This window comes from Streptomyces sp. NPDC051218, assembly GCF_044455475.1.
Classification (GTDB): Bacteria; Actinomycetota; Actinomycetes; order Streptomycetales; family Streptomycetaceae; genus Streptomyces.
In genome coordinates this window covers 379,456-402,239 of sequence record NZ_JBITEU010000011.1, presented here as the reverse complement: position 1 = coordinate 402,239, position 22,784 = coordinate 379,456, and the positions used below count along the sequence as shown (strand labels likewise).

Genomic DNA, 22,784 nt, shown 5'->3' with positions numbered 1-22,784 from the left:
GACGGCCGACGCCAGGACTGCGATACCGGCCACCCGGCCCGAGGCACCGTCGCGGCCCACCCCCGTCCCTCGTTAGGGTCAACGGGTGGCCACCCCTTCTCCGCACCCGTACCCGACGCCCCCCGCAGGGCCCGCCGGGCTGCGGCACGCGCGCTGGTGGCAACGCCGGGCGATACGCGCGGCCGCCCTGGTCATCCTGCTCGCCCTGTCGGGCCTCGTCATCCTGGCCCTGGTCAGGGAACAGACCGGCACCGAAGGCTTCCTGGTCGGGCTCGGCCTCGCGACGCTGCCCGTGCCGCTCCTGGTGGCCGCCTTCCGCTGGCTGCAACGGGTCCAGCCGGGCCCCTGGCGGAATCTGCTCTTCGCCTTCGCCTGGGGGGCCTGCGCCGCCGCCCTCATAGCCATCGTCGCGAACAGCTTCGCGACCCGCTGGATAGCCACCGCCACGGCCGACCCCACCAGCGCGGACACCCTCGGCGCGACGGTCATAGCGCCGATCGTCGAGGAGAGCGCGAAAGCCGCGGCCGTACTGCTCGTCTTCCTCTTCCGCAGACGCGAGTTCACCGGCATCGTCGACGGCGTGGTGATCGCCGGAGTGACCGCGACCGGCTTCGCGTTCACCGAGAACATCCTCTATCTCGGCAGCGCCTTCGGCACCGACCAGCTCAACGGCGGCACCGGGCTCGCGTCCGTGACGGCGGCGACCTTCTTCGTGCGCGTCGTGATGTCGCCCTTCGCGCACCCACTGTTCACCGTGCTCACCGGCATCGGCTTCGGCATCGCCGCCCTCAGCGCCGACCGGCAGAACTGGCGCCGCGTCCTGCTCCCGCTCGGCGGACTGCTCCTCGCGATGGGCCTGCACGCCCTGTGGAACGGCTCGGCCGGCTTCGGGGACTACGGCTTCTTCGCCGTGTACGCGACGTTCATGCTCCCCGCGTTCGGACTGCTCACCTGGCTGGTGATCTGGATCAGACAGCGCGGCCTGCGCATCGTGCGCGCCGAACTGCCCGCGTACGTGATCGCCGGCTGGCTCACCGCGCCCGAGCCGTACGCCCTCGGCACGATGCGCGCCCGCACCCTCGCCCGCGACTACGCCTCGTACACCCAGGGCAAGGCGGCGGCGCGCACGGTCGCCCAGTACGAGACGTACGCGACGTCTCTGGCGCTCCTGCGTCACCGCGGGCGCCGGGGCCGCGCGGGCGGCGACTTCGTCGTACGGGAGCGGGAGTTGCTGCACGCGCTGTGGGAGCGCCGCGAGGCCGCCCGGCCCGCCCTGGCCTACGCGGCGCAGGCGACGGCACCGGTGCCCGTACCGATGCCGCCTCCCTACGGATACCGGCAGCCGCACGGACACCAGCAGCCGTACGGATATCAGCAGCCCCATCCCCAGCAGCCGCCGTACGGATATCCGTACGCCCAGCCGGCGATGCCCTACCCCGCGTACAACCCCTACCGCGGCTAGGCGGAAGCCGCCGTGAGCGCCGACACCTCGGCCTCCGTCAGTTCGAGCTCCCCCACCGCGAGCAGCGCGGGCAGCTGTTCGACCGTACGGGCCGACGCGATCGGCGCCGCCACCGTCGGCTGCGCGGCGAGCCACGCGAGGGCCACGGTCGCGACCTCGGCGCCGCGCGCCTGGGCGACCTGGTCGAGGGCGGCGAGCACGCGCAGGCCGCGGTCGGTGTCCAGGTGCTTGCCCGCGCCCTCGGCCCGCGCGCTGTCGACCTGCGCACCCGGGCGGTACTTGCCGGTCAGGAAGCCGGAGGCCAGCGCGTAGTACGGGACGGCGGCCAGGCCGGAGCGCGAGGCGACCTGCTCCAGCGGTCCCTCGTACGTGTCGCGCGAGACGAGGTTGTAGTGCGGCTGGAGGACCGAGTAGCGGGCGAGGCCCTCGCGGTCGGAGAAGTCGAGGAACTCCTGGAGCCGCTCGGGGGTCACGTTCGACGCGGCGATGGCGCGCACCTTGCCGGACGTCACCAGCTCGTCGAGGGCGCCGATGATCTCCTCGACGGGGACGGTCGGGTCGTCGTAGTGCGTGTAGAAGAGGTCGATGTAGTCGGTGCGCAGGCGGCGCAGCGACTCCTCGACACCGGACTTGATGGTGTTCGCGGACAGGCCCTTGTAGTCGGGGTGGGCGCCGACCTTGGTGGCGAGCACGACGTCGGAGCGGTTGCCGCGCGCGGCGAGCCAGTTGCCGATGACCGTCTCGGACTCGCCGCCCTTGTTGCCGGGCACCCAGGCCGAGTAGACGTCGGCGGTGTCGACGAAGTTGCCGCCCGCGGCGGTGTAGGCGTCGAGCACGGAGAAGGACTGCGCCTCGTCGGCCGTCCAGCCGAAGACGTTGCCACCCAGGGCGAGCGGGAAGACCTCGAGGTCGGACGAGCCAAGCTTGCGGAGAGAAGTCATACGGGGCTCAACGCCTGTACGGACCACGGAATTCCGCCCAGCGGGATGCCGATTCCATCCGGGCACGGGCAGTGGGTACGCCGAACCGGCAGCCCTGGCGCCGGGGGGTTGGCGCCAGGACCGCCGGGGTTCGGGGTTACCTCAGAGGGACTGGCCCTTGCCGCGCAGCCACGCCGCCGGGTCGACCCCGGTGGAGTCGCCGCCCGGGTGGACCTCCAGGTGGAGGTGGGCGCCGGTGACGTTGCCGGTCGCGCCGACGCGGCCGATGGTCTCGCCGGTGGTGACCTTCTGGCCCGCGCTGACGTTCATCGAGGACTGGTGGCAGAGCCACAGCTCGGTGCCGTCGTCGAGTTCGAGGATCGTGCGGTAGCCGTAGGCCCCCGCCCAGCCGGCCTCCTTGATGGTGCCGGAGTGGATGGCCTTGATGGGCGTGCCCGTGGGAGCCGCGAAGTCCAGGCCCGTGTGGTAGCCGGAGGACCACATGGAGCCGGGCTGACCGAAGGTGCCGGTGAGCGTGTACGAGGCGACGGGAAGGGTGAAGCTCTTCGCGAGCTTGGCCAGGCGCTCCGCCTCGGCCTTCTTCTTCGCGGCGGCCTCGGCCTTCTTCTTGGCGGCTGCCTTCTCGGCGGCGATCTTCTTCTCGGCCGCGGACTGCTTGGCGGCGGCCTGCGCGGCGGCCTCCTTGACGGCTGCTTCTTCGGCCGCCTTCTGGACGGCGTCGTCCGCCTGGTCCTGCTGGTTCTCGGCCTGCTCCATGATGCGGGCCCGCAGTGCCTCGCCCGCGTCCGTGGTGCCCTGCTCGGCGTCGGCGGTGCTGACTCCGGCGGCGCTCAGGGGCGCCGCGGCCACGGCCACGTTCTGGCCCGCGGCGGCGGAGTTGTCGGAGTCGTCGGATATCAAGGACCCCACGCCCGGAAGCGACTTGGCCTCCGGCAGCGAGTCCGTGACGGCCGAGAGGTCCGGCATCTCGATGGCCACCGGGGGCTTGCCGCCCTGCGCGGTGGCGATGCCGCCCGCGCCGACGGCGGCGATGACGCCTACGCCGAGAACCGTGGAGCTGCGGGCGAGCCCGCCACCGCTCCGCTTGTGGACGCGGTGCCTGCCGCGGACGGGACGGATGGACTCCTCGGTGGGATTCCATTCCTCCCAGGAAGAATCATCGTCGTACCCACCGAAATCGTCGTCGTTCGGTACGTACACGCCTTGGGGGGCAGGGCGGTTGGACGCCACTGGGGCGCACTCCTTTCCTTCCTTCTCGCCTACCGGGTTAGCTGACGGGTTCGGAGCAGGAAGGTCTCCTACGAACATCTGGCACGGAGGCACAGATGCCCGATTCACCCCAATTAGTGGTTCCCCGGCTCCCTTTCGGGATTAGGCGCGTGCGCGCGGAGCCGACTCGAGTGACGGCTGGGACGACCGCGCTGCGTTATCGAACGTTAATAGACAGCAGGGTCGTATTCCAAGCTGTTCCGACTGATCGTTAACGGCTTTGGCCCGTACTTATCGGGACACGGGGGTCCGGAACGGGGCGAGTTGACCCCACTTCTTCACGCACCGGAGCTTCACATCTCCTTGACAGTGCGTCAGTTGTTATGCGGAGTGGTGTCCTTCGGTCACGGCTGGTGACATCGGCCGCCGCACCGCGAGCAGTGCCATGTCGTCGGTTGCTCCGCCGCCGGTGTGCCGCCGCACCTCCTCGACGAGTGTCGCCAGGAGCGCGTCGGGTCCGTGGGGCCCCGGGAAGATCCGGCCGCCGAGCCGGGCGGCGGGGTTGTAGAACTCACCCCGGACGTCACGCGCCTCGGAGAGCCCGTCGGTGTAGAGCAGCAGCATCGCCCCCGGCGGGAACTCCGTCTCGTCCGCGCGGTCCGGCCAGGCACCCAGTTCCCCCATCCCGAGCGGCAGCGCGGGCTCGGTGGCGGCCAGGACGCACAGCCGCCCGTCACCGCGCAGGAGCAGCGGCCCCGGGTGCCCGCGGTTGATCAGACGCACCAGACCGTCGCCGTGCGAGATCTCCGCGAGCACGGCGGTGGTGAACCCCTCGAAGGCGTCGAGCCCGTCGCGCCGCGTGCCCTCCCGCGCGAGGGCGCGCTCCAGGCGCTGCGCCACGGCCTCCAGCGTGGACTCCTGCTCGGCGGCCTCCCGGAACGCCCCGATCACGACGGCGACGGCCGCCACCGCGCCCATTCCCTTGCCCCGTACGTCGCCGACGATGACGCGTACGCCGTGCGGTGTGTCCTGCACGGCGTACAGGTCACCCCCGATGAAGGCGTCGGCCTCCGCCGCCTCGTACCGCGCCGCGACGTCGAGGCCGCCGATCCGTGGGTCCGGCTGCGGCAGTACGGCGCGCTGGGCGGCCTCGGCGATGGAGCGGGCGGAGGCGAGCTGTTCGTCGCTGCGGCGTACGACACGGTTGATGAGCACGGCGAGGACGGCGACGGTCACCACCGTGATCAGCTCGGTGACGGCCTCCACGTCGGTGGTGGTGTCGTTCTTGAAGTGCAGGGCGAGCACCGCGGCACAGGAGCCGACGCCGATGAGGGCGGTGCTGATCAGCGAGTAGAAGGGCGCCGCGACGAGCGGGGCGGCGGTGAAGAGGGGCACGGCGGTGAACCTGGGCGGGGTCGACACGTCGTAGACGACCCCGACGACGATGAGCAGCAGGGGAAGAGCCCGTACGAGCGCCCGCTCGTGCCGGACATCGGGACGCTTGCCGCCCCCGCCACTTCCTCCTCGCTGCCCCACTCACTCAGGGTTCCCGGAGCGGCGGCTCGGGGCGACCGGTGTGGGCCGAGCGGGGTACGCCGAAGGCCCGGATCCATTTCTGGATCCGGGCCTTCGGTCTTCAGTAGCGGGGACAGGATTTGAACCTGCGACCTCTGGGTTATGAGCCCAGCGAGCTACCGAGCTGCTCCACCCCGCGCCGTTGAATGCAACTCTACGCCATCAGAGGGAGTGAAAGCGAACCGGCTGCGCGACGGCCGCTCGCTCAGGCGTTCTCCGCGTGCGTCAGCGTCTCCCAGGCCACGAACAGGTCGTCCGTCCCCTCGGGCCGCTGCTCGAGCGTGAGCCTCTGCGTCTGCGGCAGGTCCAGCTTCAGCCGCTCGCGCAGGTGGTTGAGGCCGACCTCGGTGTCGGGCCCCATGTCGCGCTGCACCCGGCCGCCGCACAGCCAGTCGGGCGCCTTGGCGCCCAGCTGGTACGTGGAGTGGAATTCCAGCGCGGCCCGCAGCCGCTCCTTGACCTCGCCGTACAGGTCGACGCCCTGGTGCCAGGCGGTCTCCGCGATGTGCGCGGTGGCCGCGAGCGAGTAGCTGGCGTGCTTGAAGTTCCGGCAGGTCTCCTGGGAGAGCCCGTCGGCGAAGGTCTTCTGCCCGAACCAGTACTTCTGGAGCTTCTCCGGGGTGTTGATGCCGCTGCCCGCGGGCGAGACGGGAAGCGGGCCGTCCGACTCCAGGTAGAAGTAGGCGGGCACCCGGGTCCTGAAGTGGGTCACCGCCTTCTCGAAGGACTCGTGGTCGTCGAGGAAGACCGCCATGCTGATGGTCGCGTCGGCCATCAGGAGATCCCAGTTGCCGTTGAAGTCGGCCGCGCCTTCGCGCACTTGGGGCAGATAGGCGTTGCGCAGCATCCGCTCGAAGCGCAGGAGTTCGCCGTCGGTCCAGCCGTCGTAGGTGTAGCGCACCGCTTCGGCCGCGCGTGCCCACGAGGAGGCGGCCCAGGCCGTCTGGAGGCCGGCGTTGGCCTCGGTGTGCCGGGTGATCACCCGCGCCCAGGCGTCCATGATCTGCACGGCCTTCCTGGCGTGCGCGCGGTCGCCGGTGACGTTGAAGAGCAGGGCCTGCGTGTACGCGGCGATGGCGTCCTCGCGCTCTTCGACGCAGCCCTGGCCGGCGCGGGCCCCGGCCGGGCACTCGACCACGGCGTACGGCTTGGCCTGGTAGTCGTCGGCACCGTACTTGCTGTCCCGCATCCGCTCGAACGCCGTGATCCAGGGCTGCTCGCGCGCCGCGACATGGGCGCGCACGCGGTCAAGCTGCGCCTTGCTGACGAGGACTCCGGGGTGCTCGAAGGCCAGCTCCGCGGGCCGCGCCCGCTCGGTCGCCGCGCCGCTTCCGCTCCCGGACCCACCGCAGGCCGCCGAGACTCCGACGAGCAACGGCACCAGCACCATCACGAGAGCCCGTCGTACGGAACCCATGCTGAACCTCCGGATCGGCCACCTGGCAGGCTCAGCGTCACTCGGGGTCCACGGGGGCGCAAACCGAAAGCCCAGCCGGAAACCCCGCGCGCTACAAAGCCGCGAGCGCGTCGAACGCGGACCGGAAGGAGACAGACCGGCCGGTGAGGCCGGGCTTGGGAATCGCCGCCGGTGTATGACGGCGATCCCCAAGCATGAGGATGTGCGGGGCTCCCTGCCGCCGCATCCTCGCAGGCCCACCCCGGAGTTGAGGGTGCGGGATTACCCCCACAGGCCGGGAGGGCGGAGGCTGGAGCCGTGTTGTCGGCGATGCGGCTCCAGCCGGGCTTCGGTGTTGTTCCGGCTCGGGGGCTGGGAGCCTGATGGGATCACGTGGTCGGTGACAGCACGTGAATCCTGCGTCCGGGATCAGGATAAAGCTCCGTGGGCAGCCGCGATAGAGGGCCGTTTCAGGCAGCCCGCCCAACGCCTGCCGGTGGATGGACCACGTCAGCTCTCTCCGGCGCCGGAGGCGGGCGGATCGAAACGTGTGACGTGGCCGCCGACGATGGCACGGGCCAGGCCGGTCAAGGGCGTTGCCTGGGTGTGGGCATGGGCGCGCAGCAGGGCGAGGGCCTGGCCGGTCGTGAGGGAGTGGCGGTAGCTGATCATGCCGATGGCCTGGTGGACCACGGCGTCCGCGGGCAGGAGCCAGGCGTGGACGAGCTCGTCCTCAGTCGGCACGGGTGTAGCGAGGAGCAGGAGGTCTGCGGCGTCGGCGTGGTCCTGGGCAACTTGCAGGTCGGCGTCGGAGATCGGGCCGGGCCGGTGGCGGTAGAGGGTGAGGACGAGGCCGGCCTGCCGTGCCCGGTCGGCGCCGTTGAGGATCGGCAGGGCGTAGGCGGCGCGGATGTAGTGCGCCTTCGCCTGCTGGGCAAAGACAGGCCAGTGCCGGGTTGCGGCCGGGTCGTCGAGATCGTCGACCAGGACCTGAGCGCGCTGGCTCAGGGCCTGTACACACGGGCCTTCTCCGAGACTGATCTGCAGCTCCTCGCCCTTGCGGGCCAGCGGCCCGACCGCGCAGAGCGACACCCGCTGCGCCAGGGCGGCATCGACCGCCAGTGTGAGCCCCACGGAGTACGCGCTGTGCAGGGCCCTCCGGCACGCCTCGCCGATGCGCAATCCGGGTTCGGCGTCATCACTGGTGTAGCGGGCGGCGAGGATCACGGCCTCCCGCCGGGCGGCCGTCATCGAAGGCTCGGTGCGCGAGCAGGCAGGCAGGCGATGTAGCGCGTAGTCATGGTGGCGTCCGAACTCCGGCATTCACCGCCGACGCTGCCCGGATCGGAAGCCAATGTCAGGGTGAAGTGGGCGAGCGGTGTCGCCTGCGGGCAGCCTGTGTCTCCACCGTACGCCTCGCCTCGCGTTCACCGGCGTCCACAGACATTTGGTCGCCTGCCCGCTCCCTCCAGAAGCTTGTGGAGGCACTCGGCCGCCTCGCCGACCTCGGCACCAATATGTCGAGAAGACCCTTCGTAGCCGAAAAGCTCCCTAGACTGGAGGCGTCGTCAGTGCTTCCTCTGCGCCGCGGAGGTTCCCTCCTGAGGCAGCCACGGGAGGTGAGAGCAGTGGGCACCGAAAGTGACCTGCCACAGGTATTGCGGACCCTGCGCCCCTCCCGCGGAGAGCCGGGCCTGATCGGCGCCGACCCGAAACTGTGTGCCCAGGCCCTGCTCGTGGACGGCATCGCCGTCTCCGCGCCGACCGACGGCGGCCTGAGTGAATTGCTGTGGTCCACGCCAGGTACCAGCGTCGATCTGGAAGACCTGCAGTTCACGGTGGGCCAGGGACCGGCACTTGAAGTGGCCGTTATGTGCAGGCCCGTCCTGGTGGCAGACGTGGCGCGTCTGCCGATGGACCGGTGGCCCGCTCTGTTGCCCGAGGTCACGGCGCTGGGTGTCGGCGCGATCTTCTGCTTTCCGCTGGCCATCGGGTCCGCCTGTCTGGGCACGATGACCCTGCAGCGCTCGGCACCTGGCCCGCTGCCGGACGCCACGTCGACCGACGTCTGGCTCGTGGCCAACGCTTTGATCGCTGTCCTGCTGGACAGCGATCCGCAGCAAGAGGCCCTCGCCACCGCGGCTGACTCCTCGGACTTCTACCGGGCCGCCGTCCACCAGGCCAGCGGAATGATCAGCGTCCAGGCCGGGGTCTCGCTCGCCCAAGCTCTCCTGCGGCTGCGCGCCCACGCCTACCGGCACGGGAAGCCGTTGCTGGAGGTAGCCGAGGACGTAGTAGCCAGGCGGCTGGCCTTCCACAATGATGAAAACGGGCCGGACGAACCTGCCGGTGAAGGGAATGAAGGGCCATGACCCGCGAAGAACAACTACTGGCAGCCATGGTCGATGCCGTGGACACCCTTGTCGACGACTTCGACCTGATCGACTTCTTGCACACGCTGTGCGACCGCTGCAACGAGCTGCTCGACGTCTCCGCCGTCGGAGTCATGCTCGCCGACCCCAACGGCGGCCTGCAACTGATCGCCGCATCGGACGAGCACACCCGGCTGCTGGAACTCTTCGCCCTCCAGGCCGACCAGGGGCCCTGCGTGGAGTGCCACCGCGATGGTACCGCCCGCTTCAACATTTCCTTGAAGTCCCGTGCGGAGACTGCCGCCTTCCCACTTTTCGCCGAGCGTGCCCGCCAGGCGGGATTCGCCACCAGCCACGCCCTGCCGATGCGTCTGCGCCGGAAGGCCGTGGGCGCAATGAACCTCTTCGACTCCCGTGAACAGAAACTCAGCGACGGTGACGCGCGGGTGGCGCAAGCACTGGCGGACGTGGCCACCATCGCCATCCTGCAACACCGCACCGTCGTCCACGCCAACATCGAGCGCGCCCAACTACGGGCCGCTCTCTCCAGCCGCATCATCATCGAGCAGGCCAAGGGCATTCTGGCCGAACGCTGGCAGGCCACTCTCGACGAGGCATTTGATGCCCTGCGCCAACACGCTCGCGCCCACCAGCAGAGCCTGGCCGAGCTCTGCAGGCAACTCATCGACGGCTCCATCGGCCCCTCTGCTGTGCAACGCCCCTGACCGACCCTGACCGCGCACCCGGCCAGGTACCCGCCCCAGCCCCCGGCGGAAGGACGTGTCTCTCCCGCCGCCTGCCTCGCCATAGGGACACCTCGTGAACCAGGACCACCACGCCGCGGCCTGGCAGCGCATCAGCACCGCTGCTCACACCGGTGGCGTCACGCTCACCGTCGCCTGCCGGGCCTGCGCCGACGACGTGGAAGCCGACTTCGCCGGAGCCACCCTCGTCGTCGCCGGAGAACTACGCCTGCTGGCCACCGCCACCGACGAGCGTGCCCGCAGCGTGGAAGACGCCCAGCTGATCACCGGCGAAGGACCATGCACCGACGCCTACACCCGCCGCGCCCCCGTCGACACCGCGGACATGCTCCAGGCGACCGGCCGCTGGCCCGCCTATGCCCCCGTGGCCGGCGAACACGGCGTCCGCAGCGTTCTGGCGCTGCCCCTGACGATCGGCGCCCTCGCGATCGGCGCCATGGATCTCTACCGCCTCGAGCCCACCCCGTTCAGCCCCGCCCAGAAGGAGCGGGCCAGTGCCTACGCCCGCATTCTGGCCCTGCTCGCCCTGGAAGAGCACCCGCACCTGCTCGCCGGCCGATCCCGGCCCACCCAGCGCGGACCACAGGGCTACCCCCCTACCGTCCACATGGCCGCCGGTGTCCTCGCAGCCAAGGACGGGCTCACCCTCGCAGACGCCTTGGTCCGCCTCCGCGCCCACGCCTTCAGCCACAATCAGCCCCTGCTGCGCACGGCGGAACAGGTCATCAACACCCACCAACTCGACTAGGGATGCGTGCGCAGCTGACTACCGCAAGCCCCCCGAGAACAAGGAAGCGCCCGAGCCGGCCGAAGCCGACTCGGGCGCTGCGTTGCAGGTCAGAGGGAGTCTCCCCTCACCTACTTTCCGTAGACCGTGTGGGACTCGAACCCACAACCAATGGATTAAAAGTCCACTGCTCTGCCAATTGAGCTAACGGTCCGTGCGGATGCACCCCCCGAGCATAGCCGCAGAGGTCCGGTCGTCCGATCGGGTATCGCCTCCCAGGCCCGTCGCGCGTTCGGCGCAGGGCCTGGGAGGCGCGGTCCGCGCTCAGGGATCGGCGGGGTCCGGTGCCCCTTTCCGTGCCGCGTCACGGGCCGCCGTGCGCTCGTGGTCCGGGTTGAGGAACCAGTGTCTGGCCGAGGCGAACCACCAGGTCGCGGCGAACCCCAGGACGACCAGGACCGCGATCGGGGCGTAGTTGAAGGTCTTCCAGGTGACCGGCGAGACCTGCGGCAGCATGAAGAGCACCGTGATCACGCCGACCCAGGCCACCGCGACGATGCCGATCGGGCGCGACCAGCGGCCCAAGTGCCAGGGCCCGCGCTCGAATTGCTCCCCCTTGCGCAGCCGCAGGAGGGTCGGGATGACGTAGGCGATGTAGAGCCCGATGACGGCGATGGACGTCACCGCCGCGTACGCCGTGACGTTGATCAGATACGGCAGCCCGAGCACGAGCGCGCCGAGCGCCGCGAGCCAGACCGCCGCGACGGGGGTCCGCGTACGCGGGTTGACCGAGTGCCACACGTGCGAGAACGGCAGTGCTCCGTCCCGCGAGAAGGCGTAGATCATGCGGGAGTTGGCGGTCACGGACGCCATGCCGCAGAAGAGCTGTGCGCCGATGACGACCAGCAGGAGCAGCTTGCCCGCGGTCGCCCCGAGCGCGTCGAGCAGGATCTGCGCGGGCGGCGCCCCCGTCGCCGACTCGCGGGCCCCGTCGTACGACTGGATGGCGAACGTGAAGCCCAGCAGCAGCACGAAGCCCGCGATCCAGGACGTCCAGATGGACCGGACGATGCCCTTGGGCCCGGCGGTGGACGCGTCGTGGGTCTCCTCGGTCATGTGGGCGGAGGCGTCGTACCCGGTGAAGGTGTACTGAGCCATGAGCAGCCCGATGAGCACGACATACACCCCGCTCCCCCACCCGGTGTTGTTGACGAACTCGGTGAAGACGAAGGAAGCCGACTGGTGCGAGTCGGGCGAGAAGGCGAGCGCCCCGACGATCACGGCGACCCCGACGACGTGCCACCACACACTGACGCTGTTCAGCAGCCCGACGATGCGCACGCCGAAGGTGTTGAGCACACCGTGCAGGACGAGGATCGCGGCGAACAGCAGGATCGTCCGCTCCTCGGTGACCTGGAAGTCGAACTGCAGATTCAGATACGCGCCGAGGAACGAGGCCGCGCCGAAGTCGATCCCCGCGGTGACGGCGACCTGCCCGAGCACGTTGAACCACCCCGTGAACCACGCCCAAGCGGCCGCACTGCGCGAGGGAGCAAGCCGGTGCGCCCAGAAGTAGAGCCCGGCGGAGGTCGGATAGGCGGAACAGATCTCCGCCATGGCGAGCCCCACGAACAACGTCATGAGCCCGACCGCGACCCACCCCCAGGTAATGAGGGCGGGCCCACCGGTGTTCATGCCGAACAGATACATGGTGAGGCAGCCGGAAAGAACCGAGATGATCGTGAACGAAACCGCGTAGTTGGAGAACGCGGACATACGCCGCGCCAGAACCTGCGTGTAACCGAGCTGGGCGAGACGTTCCTCGTCCGAGCTTGCCGCGGGGGTGGGTGGTGAGCCCGGTGGTGGTTTCATGCACGAGCGTTGCCCACGGCAGGGACATGACATGCGTCACGTTTCGCTAAAGGGGACGCGTGGGTACGCCGACGGGCCCGCCCCAGGAAGGGGCGGGCCCGTCGGTTCAGCTGTTCAGCAGGTGTCAGCCGTTGCGCTTCCAGCGCGGCTTGTCGTCGCGGCGGCCGAAGGAGCCGGTGCCGGTTCCGGTGCCGGACGTGCCCGAGTTGCGGTTGTACGACGGGCGGTCGTGGCCGCCGGAGCGGAAGCCACCCGAGCCGCCCGCGGGGCGGTCGTCGCGGCGGTCGCGGTTGAACGGGCGGTCGCTGCCGCGGTGGCCGCCGGAGGGGCGGTCGTCGCGGCGGAAGCCGGAGCCACCGCGGTCGTTGCGGTCACGGTTGAAGCCACCGCGGTCGCCCGAGGGACGGTCGTCGCGACGGAAGCCGGAGCCGCCGCCACGGCTGTCGTTGCCGCGGTCGCGGTTGAAGCCGCCACCCTCACGACGGTCGCCGCCACGGAAGCCGCCCGAGGGACGGTCGTTGCGGTCACGGTTGAAGCCGCCGCCACCCTCACGCCGGTCGCCACCGCGGAAACCACCACGGTCGCCACCCTCACGACGGTCGCCGCCACGGAAACCGCCCGAGGGACGGTCGTTGCGGTCACGGTTGAAGCCGCCGCCACGGTTGTCGTTGCCGCGGTCGCGGTTGAAGCCGCCACCCTCACGACGGTCGCCGCCGCGGAAGCCGCCACGGTCACCCGACGAACGGTCGTCACGGCGCTCGAAGGAACGGCCACCGCGGTCGTCACGGCGCTCACGCTCGTAGTTGCCGCGCTCGTCACGCTGCGGACGGCGCTCCTCGCGGGCGGCCGGAGCGGCCGACTGCTCCGGGACGGAGGCAGCGGCCTCGACCTCGGCCTCGGCGGCGGCGGCGGCGGTGGCCTCGGCGACCGCGGTCTCCGGGTCGTCGCCACGCTCGCGGGCGGCACGCGCGGTGAGACGCGAGGCCTCCTCGCGCAGCTCCGTCGCGCGGCGGGTCGCGCGCTCAAGCTCCTTGGTGAGGTCCTTGACCTCACGCTCGGCCTGGGTCGCCGCGTTGCCCGCGGAGTCGGCCTGCACCTCGGTCATCGAACGGGCGCCGGTGATCTCGGCGACCTCCGGCTCGAAGGTGCCGCCGCCGTTGATGATGTGACGCGAGGCGTCGACGCCCGCGTCCTCCATCAGGCGGAAGATCTGACGGCGCTGGTGCGGCAGGGAGAGGGACACGACCGTGCCGGAGCGGCCCGCGCGAGCGGTACGGCCGGAGCGGTGCAGGTAGTCCTTGTGGTCGCCGGCCGGGTCCACGTTCAGGACCAGGTCGATGCCGTCGACGTGGATGCCGCGCGCGGCGACGTCGGTGGCGACGAGCGCGTTGACGTAGCCCTTCTTGAAGTCCTCAAGAACGCGCGTACGAGCACCCTGCGTCATGCCGCCGTGCAGCGCGTCGGCCTTCACACCGGACTCGCAGAGCTGCTCGGCGATGCGGTCCGCGCCCAGCTGGGTGCGGACGAAGATGATCGTGCGGCCCTTGCGCGAGGCGATGGCGGCCGTGACGGGCGCCTTGTCGCGGGGCTTCACGATCAGGATGTGGTGGGTCATGGTCGTGACGTTGCCCTGGGCGCTGTCGACCTCGTGCGTGACCGGGTTGTTCAGGTAGCGCTTGACCAGCGTGGAGATCTCGTTCTCCATCGTGGCCGAGAACAGCATGCGCTGGCCGCCGGACGGGACCTGGTCGAGCAGCTCGGTGACCTCGGGCAGGAAGCCCAGGTCGGACATCTGGTCGGCCTCGTCGAGCACCGCGATCTGGGTGTTCTCGAGCGAGCAGGCGCCACGGCTGATGATGTCGCGCAGCCGGCCCGGCGTGGCGACGAGGATGTCGACGCCGCGCTCGAGCGCGTAGATCTGGTTACCCATGGACGTACCGCCGCAGACGACCTTCATCTTCAGGCCGAGCACGTCGCCGTACGGCTGGAGCGCGTCCGCGACCTGCATCGCGAGCTCACGCGTCGGCGTGAGGATGACGCCGCGGGGCTTCTTCTTCTCGGTGCGGCCCTCGGAGGCCAGCGTCGCCAGCATCGGCAGGCCGAAGGAGAGGGTCTTGCCGGAGCCGGTGCGGCCACGGCCGAGGATGTCCTTGCCGGCCAGGGCGTCCGGGATGGTCGCGGCCTGGATCGGGAAGGGGGCGGTCACGCCGTTCTGGGCGAGCTTGCGGACGATGCCCTCGGGCAGCCCGAGGTCACCGAAGGTGGGGCCGGCCGGAGCTTCTTCGGCGGCTGTGTCGGCCTCGTCGGCCTCGTCGGCCGCCTCGGTCTCGATGACCTGCTCGGCGGCTTCCACGACGTCCGCGGCCTGAACGGTCTCGACGACCTCGACGACGGCCTCAGCCGTCAGCTCGTCGGTCGTCTCGTTCTCGGGCAGGACGGCGTGGTCAGAATGAGAAATGGACATGCGAAATGCGAAACCTTCCGGAGTCTCGGCACGCGCCCGTCAACTCCGTGATTTCGCAATGGACCGCCTCGATGCGGTCAGCCACGGCAAGGGAGAGTACGCGCCACGCGGCGCTCTTCTTTTTCGGCGCCGGGCAAATGGGATCAAACGATCTACCACCATACGCACCCACCCCCCCAGAAGGCAAACCGCACCCTCCGGGGCGCCTTCGATTCCACCCCTTACAGCTTGCCTCACCTGCGACGAAGCGGGTTTTCGGACAGTCGGCCGGACTCGACCGACCCCGTCCTAAGCGGGCCCCGCCTCCGGTGACGGTTCGCGCGACCTGAGCCCCTCCGACCGCTCCCCCAGCTGCGCGTCCTGCTTCGGCGGCTCGTGCGCCGACGACGAGGGCTCCGGAGTGGGCTCGGGGGTCGGCGTGGGCGTCGGCTTCGGGGGGTCGGGCGTCGGCGTGGGGCGCGGCGGGGCGGGCTTCGTACGCGTGGGGGTGGGCCGCCCGTCCTTCGTCGGCGGGGCGGGGTCGCCGCCACCGCCGGACGCGGACGCGGAAGCGCGGGCGGCGCCGGAGCCGGACTCGCCCTGCTGGTCCGCGCCCCCCTTGCCCTTGCTCTTCCCCTTGCCCTTCTTGCCGCCCTTGCCGCCCTTGGCGTCGTTACGGTCGCCTCCGCCGCCACCGGCGGAACCGCCGCCCGGCGCGTCACTCCCGTCCGGAGCGGCCGCAGCGCTGCGGTCGCCAGCGGACCGCGCGGGTCCCGGCTCACCGCCCCCGTCGTCGCCGATGCTCATGCAGCCCGCGGTCGCCAGGACGGCCACTGCCGCCGCGGTCCACCGGACAGGAACGTACAACTGGCGCACGGCCGAGCACCTCCGAGGCGCTGAGAAGCGGGGACGCCCTACCCAACTCCCTTGCCCCGCAAGAGGACACGGACCGGTGAACGGAGCCACCGCCCGCCGTCAGCCGTACCCCAGGGCGTGCAGGCGCTCGTCGTCGATCCCGAAGTGATGTGCGACTTCGTGCACCACCGTGATCTCGGTCTCCGCGACCACGTCCTCGCGCGACTCGCACATACGCAGCGTCGGCCCGCGGTAGATGGTGATCCGGTCGGGCAGCACTCCCGCGTACCACTCGCCCCGGTCCGTCAGGGGCGTTCCCTCGTAGAGCCCGAGAAGCTCCGGGTCCTCGGCCGGCGGTTCGTCCTCCACGAAGACCGCCACGTTGTCCATCAACCGCGTCAACTCGGGAGGAATCCGGTCGAGCGCCTCGGCGACCAGTTCCTCGAACTCATCCCGCGTCATCTCCAGCACGCCCCCATTGTCAGCCGTCAGCCACGGCCCCGCATAGCCGCCCCTCCCCATGGGCATACGGCCCCAATGGTCCGGCTTCGCGACTTCCGAGCGCCCGCCGCCCTCCTACGCCACTACCGGTCCCGCCACCCCCGCCCCGTCGGCGAGCTCATCCACCCTCCGCATCCCTACGGCCGCGCCGTAGGCCTGGTCGCGGTCGTCCTGTTCGGCGCCTGGCTCGGCCTGCTGATCGTCGGCAGCGTGCACGCGCCGGTGGGGCCGATGGACACCCGGATGACGCTGCGCCCCTCGCTCACCGGCGGCACGAAGATCGACGTATCGCCGCTCGGCGCCCTCGAACTGCGCTCGCACGTCGCGCCCATCCGCCTGGACGTGGACGTGGACCGCCTGGACCCGGTCCGCGCCCAGGCCCTGGTCGACCACCCGGAGCGGATCTCCGGCCTCCAGGACGAGGTGGCGAAGGACGTTGGGCACGGCACCCTCGACCTGGCCGTACGCTCCTGCGCCGCCGTCGTCGCGGGCGCCACGGCGCTCGGCCTCGCGGTCTACCGGCGCCCGCGCCGGGCCCTCGCGGCAGGCGGCCTCGCCCTGGCCCTGCTCGCGGCGTCGGGCGCGGCGGCGTACGCGACGTGGAACCCGAAGTCCGTCCTGGAGCCGAAGTTCTCCGGCCTCCTCAGCAGCGCACCCTCGGTGGTCGGCAACGCCCGCAGCATCGTGAGCGAATTCGACGTGTACCAGCAGGAGTTGGCACGCCTCGTCACCAACGTGACGAAGCTGTACGACGCGACATCGACGCTCCCCGCGTACCAGCCGGACCCGTCCACGATCCGCGTCCTGCACGTCTCGGACATCCACCTCAACCCGGCGAGCTGGAAGATCATCGCCTCGCTTGTCGAGCAGTACGACATCAACGTCATCGTCGACTCCGGCGACACGATGGACCACGGAAGCGCCGCCGAGAACGCCTTCCTGGACCCGATCGAGGACCTGGGCGCCCCTTACGTCTGGGTCAGGGGCAACCACGACTCCCACACGACCCAGCGCTACCTCCAGCGCATGAAGGACGTCCACGTCCTGGACGAGGGCAAAGCCGTGTCGGTGGCGGGCCTGCGGTTCGCCGGCACGGGCGATCCGCAGTACACCCCGGACCGCTCGGTCGCGGCGGAGGGCAAGCCCGTCGAGGAGATGGCGGGCATCCGCCTCGCGTCGGCCCTGCGCGACCAGCAGGGCGCGGGCACTCCCGTGGACATCGCCGTGGCGCACAACCCCGACGCCGCGCGCGAGACGGACGGCGAGGTGCCGCTCGTCCTCGCGGGCCACGTCCACCGTTCGGAGATGGAGGTCATGGACGGCGGGACCCGTCTGCGCATCGAGGGGTCGACGGGCGGCAGCGGGCTGCGGGCGGTGGAGGGCAAGTACCCCGATCCGGTCGAGACGTCCGTCCTCTACCTGGACCGTGACACCCGGCGCCTCCAGGCCTGGGACGAGATCAAACTGGGCGGTCTCGGCCTGACGAAGGCGGAGGTCAGCCGCCATCTGCCGAAGGAGAACCAGCCGGGAGCGACGCCCTCGCCGCCGGCCGCCGACCGCTCGCCGGGGAGCGGTTCCCGGGCCCCCCGATAACCGTTTTGGCGATAGCTCCCCGCATCCCATATGCTTCTCACGTCCCCGACGCGCTGCAAAGCGCCCAGGTGGGCCCTTAGCCCTCATCGTCTAGTGGCCCAGGACGCCGCCCTTTCAAGGCGGTAGCACGGGTTCGAATCCCGTTGGGGGCACGCAAAACCAGTGCGTATGCGGATTCATTCGCGTACGTGCAGTTGGTCCTGTGGAGCAGTTTGGAGTGCTCGCCACCCTGTCAAGGTGGAGGCCGCGGGTTCAAATCCCGTCAGGACCGCTTGCGATTCCACGCGGATCGCGTGGCTGGGTAGCTCAGTTGGTACGAGCGATCGCCTGAAAAGCGATAGGTCGCCGGTTCGATCCCGGCCCCAGCCACTTCGATGAAACGTCCCGGACAGTCACTGTCCGGGACGTTTCGTTGTGCGGCCCAGCGCCCACCGGCTTGTGCCTATCGGGTGGAGGGGCGGTTGCGGAGCCGGCGGAGCATGCGCGCGTCATCGAACCCGACTTCGCGGGCCGCGGACTCGATCGTCGAGCCATGCCCGATGAGGTGTTCCGCTCGTTCCATGCGCAGCGCCTGTTGATAGCGCAGGGGCGTCATACCGCCGGTGGCCGCCGTGAACTGGCGGGTAAGGGTGCGAGGGCTCACGCCCGCGTGGGTGGCGAGACGCCCCAGGGGGAGTGCCTCGACGTAGTGGACGTCGATCAGGTCCTGCACACGGTGGACGTGATCGTCGAGGTGGTTGCGATGGCGCAGCATGGCGCTGTCCTGGGGTTCGTGGCCGTTGCGGCGGGCGTAGACCACCATCTCCCTGGCCGCCTTGGCGGCGAGACCCGGGCCGTGCCGGGTGGCGAGCAGGTGCAGGGCCAGGTCGATGCCGCTGGCGATACCCGCCGAGGTCACCACTCTCTCGTCGGCCGTGAACAGCACGTCACGCATCACGGTCGCCCGCGGATGGCGGGCGGCGAACTCGTCCTGGAGCTGATGGTGGGTAGTGCAGCGCCGGCCGTCCAGCAGGCCGGCCTGGCCCAGAATCTGCGCTCCGACGCACACGCTGGCGACTGTGCCGCCCGCAGCGTGATGGGCACGCAGCCGCTCCAGAGTCACCGAACTGACGGCGGCCTCCCGCACGTTGGGCGCCCGCCACCCCGGGACCACCACCAGATCGTCCGCACACAGCTCAGGCCAGTGCCGCTGAGCGGAGAGCACGAGGCCCTGGGCGCTGGGAACCTGTTCCTGCTCGGACACATAGCTGAACGTGTACGGACGGCCGAGTTCGTCCGCCGTGCTGAACACCTGGGCCGGACCGGCCAGGTCGAGCAGGTGGACCTCGGGGAGCAGGACGAAGACAACGTGCGTCATTCCGGCGATGCTGCCAGTTCGTCCACGGTGGCGATGCGGGCGAAACGGTCACGCAGCACGGCCTGGGTGCGTTCGATGATCATCTCGGCGCTGAGGTCCCCGATCGGATTGGTCGTGGTCGCCTCGGGTACGAAGACGACCTCGTAGCCCAGATCACTGGCGAGCCGCGCCGTGGTCTCCACGCACTGCTCGGTGCGGATGCCGCACACCCAGAGCTCGCCGACCCCGGCCTCGGTCAACCGGCGCTGGAGGTCGGTGGTCGTGAAGGCGTTGTGCGCGGTCTTGTGGAGCACCGGCTCGCCGGCAGCCGGCCGCTCCAGCTCGTCAAGGAGCCGGACGTGTCCCAGAGCCGGGTCGAACACGCCCCCGCTGCCGGGCTCCGTATGCAGCACCCACACCACCAGGTCTCCGTTGGCCCGCGCCAGCCGGACCAGCCGGTTCACGGGCTCGCTGATGCCGGGATGGGCGATCTGCTCCCACAGCGGTCGGGCTCGGAAGGATTCCTGGACATCGATGACCAACAGCGCGCGATTCATGTTCACCAGTCTGACCAGCCGACATCCCCGGCCGACAGGCACGATCGGGGCCACAAGCGGAACGATCTGGTCATGAAGCCGTCGGCATCCGCTCCGGCGACGACTGCGGGTTCGAATCCGTTGGGGACACGCAACACCTTGTGCGAGACTGGTGCTCGCACAACGCTTGGTCCTGTGGAGCAGTTTGGAGTGCTCGCCACCCTGTCAAGGTGGAGGCCGCGGGTTCAAATCCCGTCAGGACCGCTTGCGATTCCACGCGGATCGCGTGGCTGGGTAGCTCAGTTGGTACGAGCGATCGCCTGAAAAGCGATAGGTCGCCGGTTCGATCCCGGCCCCAGCCACCTCTTCGAAGGCCCCGTCCGGTGAAAGGACGGGGCCTTCGGCGTTCCCCAGGGCTCCGGGGGCTCATCCCGCCGGCGCCGCCGCATGCGCCGCGGGCTTTTCTCGGCCTCCGGGGTGGCGGTGGCGCCAGACCCAGAAGATCGCGGAGGCCACCACCGCCCATGCCGCCAGGACCAGGAACGGGAACGCGTGCTGGTGGTTGCCGAAGTACACCGCCGTGTGCTGCGCGTTCACCGACGCCCCGGGCGGGAGCCAGCGTCCGATGTGGCCGAGGGCCGACGGGAGCAGGGGCCAGGAGACCGCGCCGCCCGATGACGGGTTGCCGAGCAGGACCATCAGGCCCCATGTCGGGATCATCGCCCAGCGGCCGAACAGGGTGTTGAACATCGTGAAGACCATGCCCGACGCGAACATCGTCAGCGCCAGGATCAGCCACGACTCGACGAACGGCAGGTCCACCGCCCCCAGCCACCAGTCCACCACCGCCGCGATGACGAACCCGCCGAGCAGCGCGTAGAGGATGGTGAAGGCGATCCGTTCCGCCGGGTTCAGCCCGCGCGCGTGCACGCTCAGCTGGATCGCCCCGACGAAGCCGATGATCACCGCGGCCAGCGAGATGTAGAAGATCGCGAGGCCCCGCGGGTCGCCCTCCTGGAGGGGCTTGATGTCCTGCACGGTCACCGGCACCCCCACCTTCTTGCCCACCTTCGGCGCCGTCTCCGCCAGGACCTGAGCGACCGACGCCCCGGACGCGCCGGAGACGTCGAACGTCACCTTGTCCCCGGACCTGGCGGCGAGGATCGCGAAGACCTTCTGCTCCTCCACGCCGGTGCGCGCCGCGGCCACACTGTCGTACTCGTGCAGCTCCAGCGACGCGTTCAGCGCCTTCTCCATGCCGTCGAGGAACGCCTTGCCCCGCGTGGCCTCCTGGGCGCCTACCACCGCGGTGGGGATGCGGTGCGGGGTCGGGTTCGCCATGGAGAAGGTGTACGAGCCCGCGAAGAGCCCCGCGGCCGCCGCCAGGATGAACACCAGGACGACCGCGGGCAGGAAGGGCGAGTCCTTGAACGCTCCCCACCGCTCGCGCCCGCTGGGCGCCCTCCCATGGGCCCCATGGGCGCCGTGAGAGCCGTGCCGGTGTTCTTCGCGGTCACCCGAATCAGACATACGAACCAGGCTAAAACACCGAAAACGGACTCACCCCTGCTCGGCCTCGACCGGCCCACTCCCCCCACCGGACCTCTTGCGCCACGCCCGCACCGCGGACCCGGCGCCCACCAGCGCCACCACACCGACCAGCAGCACCGAGTCCGGCACGGCCCGGCCCACGTTCCCGGCCCACCGCTCCACGGCAAACGAGTCGTCCACGTCGAGCAGACCCGGCAGCGCGGTGGTCCCGTCGTACGCAAGGAAGAGGGCGCCCAGGGCCACGAAGAAGAGGCCCGACAGGAGCGAGGTCGTATGCAGCTCGAAGCGGCCGAGACGGAAGGCGCGCCCCCGCAGCCACCTGCGCCGCCCCAGGTCGAACCGCTCCCAGAGCAGCGCGAGGACGAACAGCGGTACGGCCATCCCCAGGGCGTAGACGGCGAGCAGCAGCCCCCCGTAGACGGGACTTCCGCTCACCGCCGCCACGGTAAGGACGCTGCCGAGGATCGGCCCCGCGCAGAAGCCTGCGAGCCCGTAGACCGCGCCCAGCGCGTACACGGACACCGCCGTCGTCGGCCGGATGCGGCCCGACAGCTCGGCCATCTTCCGCGAGGCGAAGCCCATGCCCACGACCTGCAGCACGCCGAGCGCGATGATCAGCCACCCGGCGACGAGCACCAGCTGGTCCCGGTGCCCGAAGAAGAACCGCCCGGCCACCGAGCCCGCCGCCCCCAGCGGCACGAGGGTCGTCGCGAGACCGGCGTAGAAGATGCCGGTGCGTGCGAGCAGCCGTGAGGTCGAGTCGATCGAGTACGCGAAGAAGGCGGGGAGGAGCAGCGCGCTGCACGGGCTGATCAGGGCGAGGAGACCACCGAGGAAGGCCGCGAAGTAGCCGACGTCGGCGGTCACTTGTCACCCGCCCCGGACGGCTTCGCGCTCTTCGCGGCCTGCTCGATCGCCTGGTCGAAGACCTCGTCCGGCTGCGCCCCGGAGATGGGCCGCCCGTTGACCAGGAAGGACGGAGTCGACGTGGCGCCCAGGCCGTACGCCTCCTCCTGGTCCTTCTTCACGGCCGCCTTGGCGGCGGCGCTGCCCGCGTCGTCCGAGAAGCGGCCGATGTGCTTGACCCCGGCCTGCTTCGCGAGCTCCTTCAGGCGGTCGCCGCCGAAGCCCTTCTCCTTGGCGCCGTCGGCGTACGCCGCCGCGTGGAACTGCCAGAAGCGCCCCTGCTGGCCGGCGGCCCACGCGCCCCGCGCCGCCGACTCGGAGTCCGCGCCGAAGATCGGGAAGTTGCGCCACTCGATGCGCAGGGTGCCGTCCTCGACGTACTTCTTCACGAGGCCGGGCTCGGTGTCGCGGGCGAACTTCCCGCAGTAGCCGCACTTGAAGTCGGCGTACTCGATGAGCACGACCGGCGCGTCCTTGCGCCCCTGGGCGAGGGGGTCCTTGGCCTCGCGCCGGGCGAGCTCGGCCAACTCGGGGTAGACCCCGGCCTGCGGGTCGGCGGACACGTCCGCGGCCGGCTCCTCCTTCGCGGTGACGGAAGAGGGCTCGTCGGGCTTGGTGGCGCTGTAGGAAGCGGCGCCGAGCAGCAGGGCCGCGAGGGCCACGGCGGCGCCGATGGCGATGTTCTTCTTCTTTTTGCTGTTGTCGCTCTTGGGCATCAGGGAGTTCTCTCTCGTTCCTGTACGTC

At 70.4% G+C, this 22,784-nt stretch carries 19 protein-coding genes, 7 tRNA genes and 1 riboswitch; of the genes, 10 read left to right on the top strand and 16 right to left on the bottom strand.

Annotated features, from left to right (window positions below):
• The first annotated feature begins 85 nt into the window (after positions 1–85).
• A complete protein-coding gene (locus ACIBCK_RS32065) occupies positions 86–1,462 on the top strand; it encodes a PrsW family intramembrane metalloprotease (RefSeq protein WP_399395920.1) in 1,377 nt (458 codons plus the stop codon).
• On the opposite strand, the gene ACIBCK_RS32060 is transcribed toward ACIBCK_RS32065, so the two are convergent.
• From ACIBCK_RS32060 to ACIBCK_RS32035, 6 genes are all read right to left on the bottom strand, one after another.
• Entirely contained in the window at positions 1,459–2,403 is a 945-nt protein-coding gene (locus ACIBCK_RS32060; RefSeq protein ID WP_399395918.1) for an aldo/keto reductase, read from the bottom strand. The two genes, ACIBCK_RS32065 and ACIBCK_RS32060, sit on opposite strands and share 4 nt — an antisense overlap.
• Before the next feature lie 141 nt (positions 2,404–2,544).
• The gene (locus tag ACIBCK_RS32055; protein WP_399395917.1) at positions 2,545–3,633 is read right to left on the bottom strand and encodes a M23 family metallopeptidase; all 1,089 of its coding nucleotides are present in this window, start codon (positions 3,631–3,633) and stop codon (positions 2,545–2,547) included.
• Between the two features lie 11 nt (positions 3,634–3,644).
• A riboswitch (cyclic di-AMP (ydaO/yuaA leader) is annotated at positions 3,645–3,791 on the bottom strand.
• 202 nt (positions 3,792–3,993) lie between these two features.
• Complete coding sequence (locus tag ACIBCK_RS32050; RefSeq protein WP_399395915.1) at positions 3,994–5,148, bottom strand: PP2C family protein-serine/threonine phosphatase; 1,155 nt, start codon at positions 5,146–5,148, stop codon at positions 3,994–3,996.
• 104 nt (positions 5,149–5,252) lie between these two features.
• Positions 5,253–5,326: transfer RNA gene (locus tag ACIBCK_RS32045), tRNA-Met, on the bottom strand.
• Between the two features lie 66 nt (positions 5,327–5,392).
• Positions 5,393–6,604 (bottom strand): alginate lyase family protein, encoded by a 1,212-nt coding sequence (locus ACIBCK_RS32040; protein WP_399395913.1) that lies wholly within the window; start codon positions 6,602–6,604, stop codon positions 5,393–5,395.
• A gap of 489 nt (positions 6,605–7,093) precedes the next feature.
• Positions 7,094–7,834, bottom strand: a complete 741-nt coding sequence (locus ACIBCK_RS32035; RefSeq protein ID WP_399395912.1) for a GAF and ANTAR domain-containing protein — start codon at positions 7,832–7,834, stop codon at positions 7,094–7,096.
• A 377-nt stretch (positions 7,835–8,211) separates the two neighbouring features.
• Between ACIBCK_RS32035 and ACIBCK_RS32030 the strand changes: the two genes are divergently transcribed.
• The 3 genes from ACIBCK_RS32030 to ACIBCK_RS32020 all read left to right on the top strand — a co-directional run bounded on the left by ACIBCK_RS32030 (position 8,212) and on the right by ACIBCK_RS32020 (position 10,467).
• Positions 8,212–8,955 carry an ANTAR domain-containing protein gene (locus tag ACIBCK_RS32030; RefSeq protein WP_399395911.1) on the top strand — a complete coding sequence of 248 codons (744 nt, stop codon included), beginning with the start codon at positions 8,212–8,214 and terminating at the stop codon, positions 8,953–8,955.
• Positions 8,952–9,680 (top strand): ANTAR domain-containing protein, encoded by a 729-nt coding sequence (locus tag ACIBCK_RS32025; RefSeq protein WP_399395909.1) that lies wholly within the window; start codon positions 8,952–8,954, stop codon positions 9,678–9,680. Before ACIBCK_RS32030 ends, ACIBCK_RS32025 begins: the two co-directional genes overlap by 4 nt.
• Positions 9,681–9,774: 94 nt before the next feature.
• On the top strand, positions 9,775–10,467 hold the full coding sequence (locus tag ACIBCK_RS32020) for a GAF and ANTAR domain-containing protein (protein WP_399395907.1): 693 nt from the start codon (positions 9,775–9,777) through the stop codon (positions 10,465–10,467).
• A gap of 120 nt (positions 10,468–10,587) precedes the next feature.
• Here ACIBCK_RS32020 and ACIBCK_RS32015 read toward each other — a convergent pair.
• The 5 genes from ACIBCK_RS32015 to ACIBCK_RS31995 form a co-directional block, all read right to left on the bottom strand.
• A tRNA-Lys gene (locus ACIBCK_RS32015) sits at positions 10,588–10,660 on the bottom strand.
• A gap of 110 nt (positions 10,661–10,770) precedes the next feature.
• Entirely contained in the window at positions 10,771–12,318 is a 1,548-nt protein-coding gene (locus ACIBCK_RS32010) for an amino acid permease (RefSeq protein ID WP_399395906.1), read from the bottom strand.
• 124 nt (positions 12,319–12,442) lie between these two features.
• A complete protein-coding gene (locus tag ACIBCK_RS32005; protein WP_399395903.1) occupies positions 12,443–14,782 on the bottom strand; it encodes a DEAD/DEAH box helicase in 2,340 nt (779 codons plus the stop codon).
• Between the two features lie 288 nt (positions 14,783–15,070).
• A complete protein-coding gene (locus tag ACIBCK_RS32000) occupies positions 15,071–15,637 on the bottom strand; it encodes a hypothetical protein (protein ID WP_399395902.1) in 567 nt (188 codons plus the stop codon).
• Positions 15,638–15,736: 99 nt separating this feature from the next.
• Positions 15,737–16,087, bottom strand: coding sequence for a metallopeptidase family protein (locus ACIBCK_RS31995; RefSeq protein ID WP_399395900.1), 351 nt, complete (start codon positions 16,085–16,087; stop codon positions 15,737–15,739).
• 66 nt (positions 16,088–16,153) lie between these two features.
• Here ACIBCK_RS31995 and ACIBCK_RS31990 point away from each other — a divergent pair, with 66 nt between their 5' ends.
• From ACIBCK_RS31990 to ACIBCK_RS31975, 4 genes are all read left to right on the top strand, one after another.
• Positions 16,154–17,710 (top strand): metallophosphoesterase, encoded by a 1,557-nt coding sequence (locus ACIBCK_RS31990; RefSeq protein ID WP_399395898.1) that lies wholly within the window; start codon positions 16,154–16,156, stop codon positions 17,708–17,710.
• A gap of 79 nt (positions 17,711–17,789) precedes the next feature.
• A tRNA-Glu gene (locus ACIBCK_RS31985) sits at positions 17,790–17,862 on the top strand.
• Positions 17,863–17,906: 44 nt separating this feature from the next.
• Positions 17,907–17,981 (top strand) — tRNA-Asp (locus ACIBCK_RS31980).
• A 24-nt stretch (positions 17,982–18,005) separates the two neighbouring features.
• Positions 18,006–18,079 (top strand) — tRNA-Phe (locus tag ACIBCK_RS31975).
• A gap of 73 nt (positions 18,080–18,152) precedes the next feature.
• On the opposite strand, the gene ACIBCK_RS31970 is transcribed toward ACIBCK_RS31975, so the two are convergent.
• The gene (locus ACIBCK_RS31970) at positions 18,153–19,067 is read right to left on the bottom strand and encodes a GlxA family transcriptional regulator (protein WP_399395896.1); all 915 of its coding nucleotides are present in this window, start codon (positions 19,065–19,067) and stop codon (positions 18,153–18,155) included.
• Positions 19,064–19,603: a cysteine hydrolase family protein gene (locus ACIBCK_RS31965; RefSeq protein ID WP_399395894.1), complete on the bottom strand. Its 540-nt coding sequence runs from the start codon at positions 19,601–19,603 to the stop codon at positions 19,064–19,066. Before ACIBCK_RS31965 ends, ACIBCK_RS31970 begins: the two co-directional genes overlap by 4 nt.
• 168 nt (positions 19,604–19,771) lie before the next feature.
• Between ACIBCK_RS31965 and ACIBCK_RS31960 the strand changes: the two genes are divergently transcribed.
• Positions 19,772–19,846: transfer RNA gene (locus tag ACIBCK_RS31960), tRNA-Asp, on the top strand.
• A gap of 24 nt (positions 19,847–19,870) precedes the next feature.
• Positions 19,871–19,944, top strand: a tRNA-Phe gene (locus ACIBCK_RS31955).
• Between the two features lie 64 nt (positions 19,945–20,008).
• Here the strand turns inward: ACIBCK_RS31955 and ACIBCK_RS31950 are convergent.
• The 3 genes from ACIBCK_RS31950 to ACIBCK_RS31940 are packed head-to-tail and all read right to left on the bottom strand — an operon-like array spanning position 20,009 to position 22,755.
• Positions 20,009–21,112: an ABC transporter permease gene (locus tag ACIBCK_RS31950; RefSeq protein WP_399395893.1), complete on the bottom strand. Its 1,104-nt coding sequence runs from the start codon at positions 21,110–21,112 to the stop codon at positions 20,009–20,011.
• A gap of 30 nt (positions 21,113–21,142) precedes the next feature.
• Positions 21,143–22,000: a cytochrome c biogenesis CcdA family protein gene (locus ACIBCK_RS31945; protein ID WP_399395891.1), complete on the bottom strand. Its 858-nt coding sequence runs from the start codon at positions 21,998–22,000 to the stop codon at positions 21,143–21,145.
• The gene (locus ACIBCK_RS31940; RefSeq protein WP_399395889.1) at positions 21,997–22,755 is read right to left on the bottom strand and encodes a DsbA family protein; all 759 of its coding nucleotides are present in this window, start codon (positions 22,753–22,755) and stop codon (positions 21,997–21,999) included. Before ACIBCK_RS31940 ends, ACIBCK_RS31945 begins: the two co-directional genes overlap by 4 nt.
• Between the last annotated feature and the right edge of the window lie 29 nt (positions 22,756–22,784).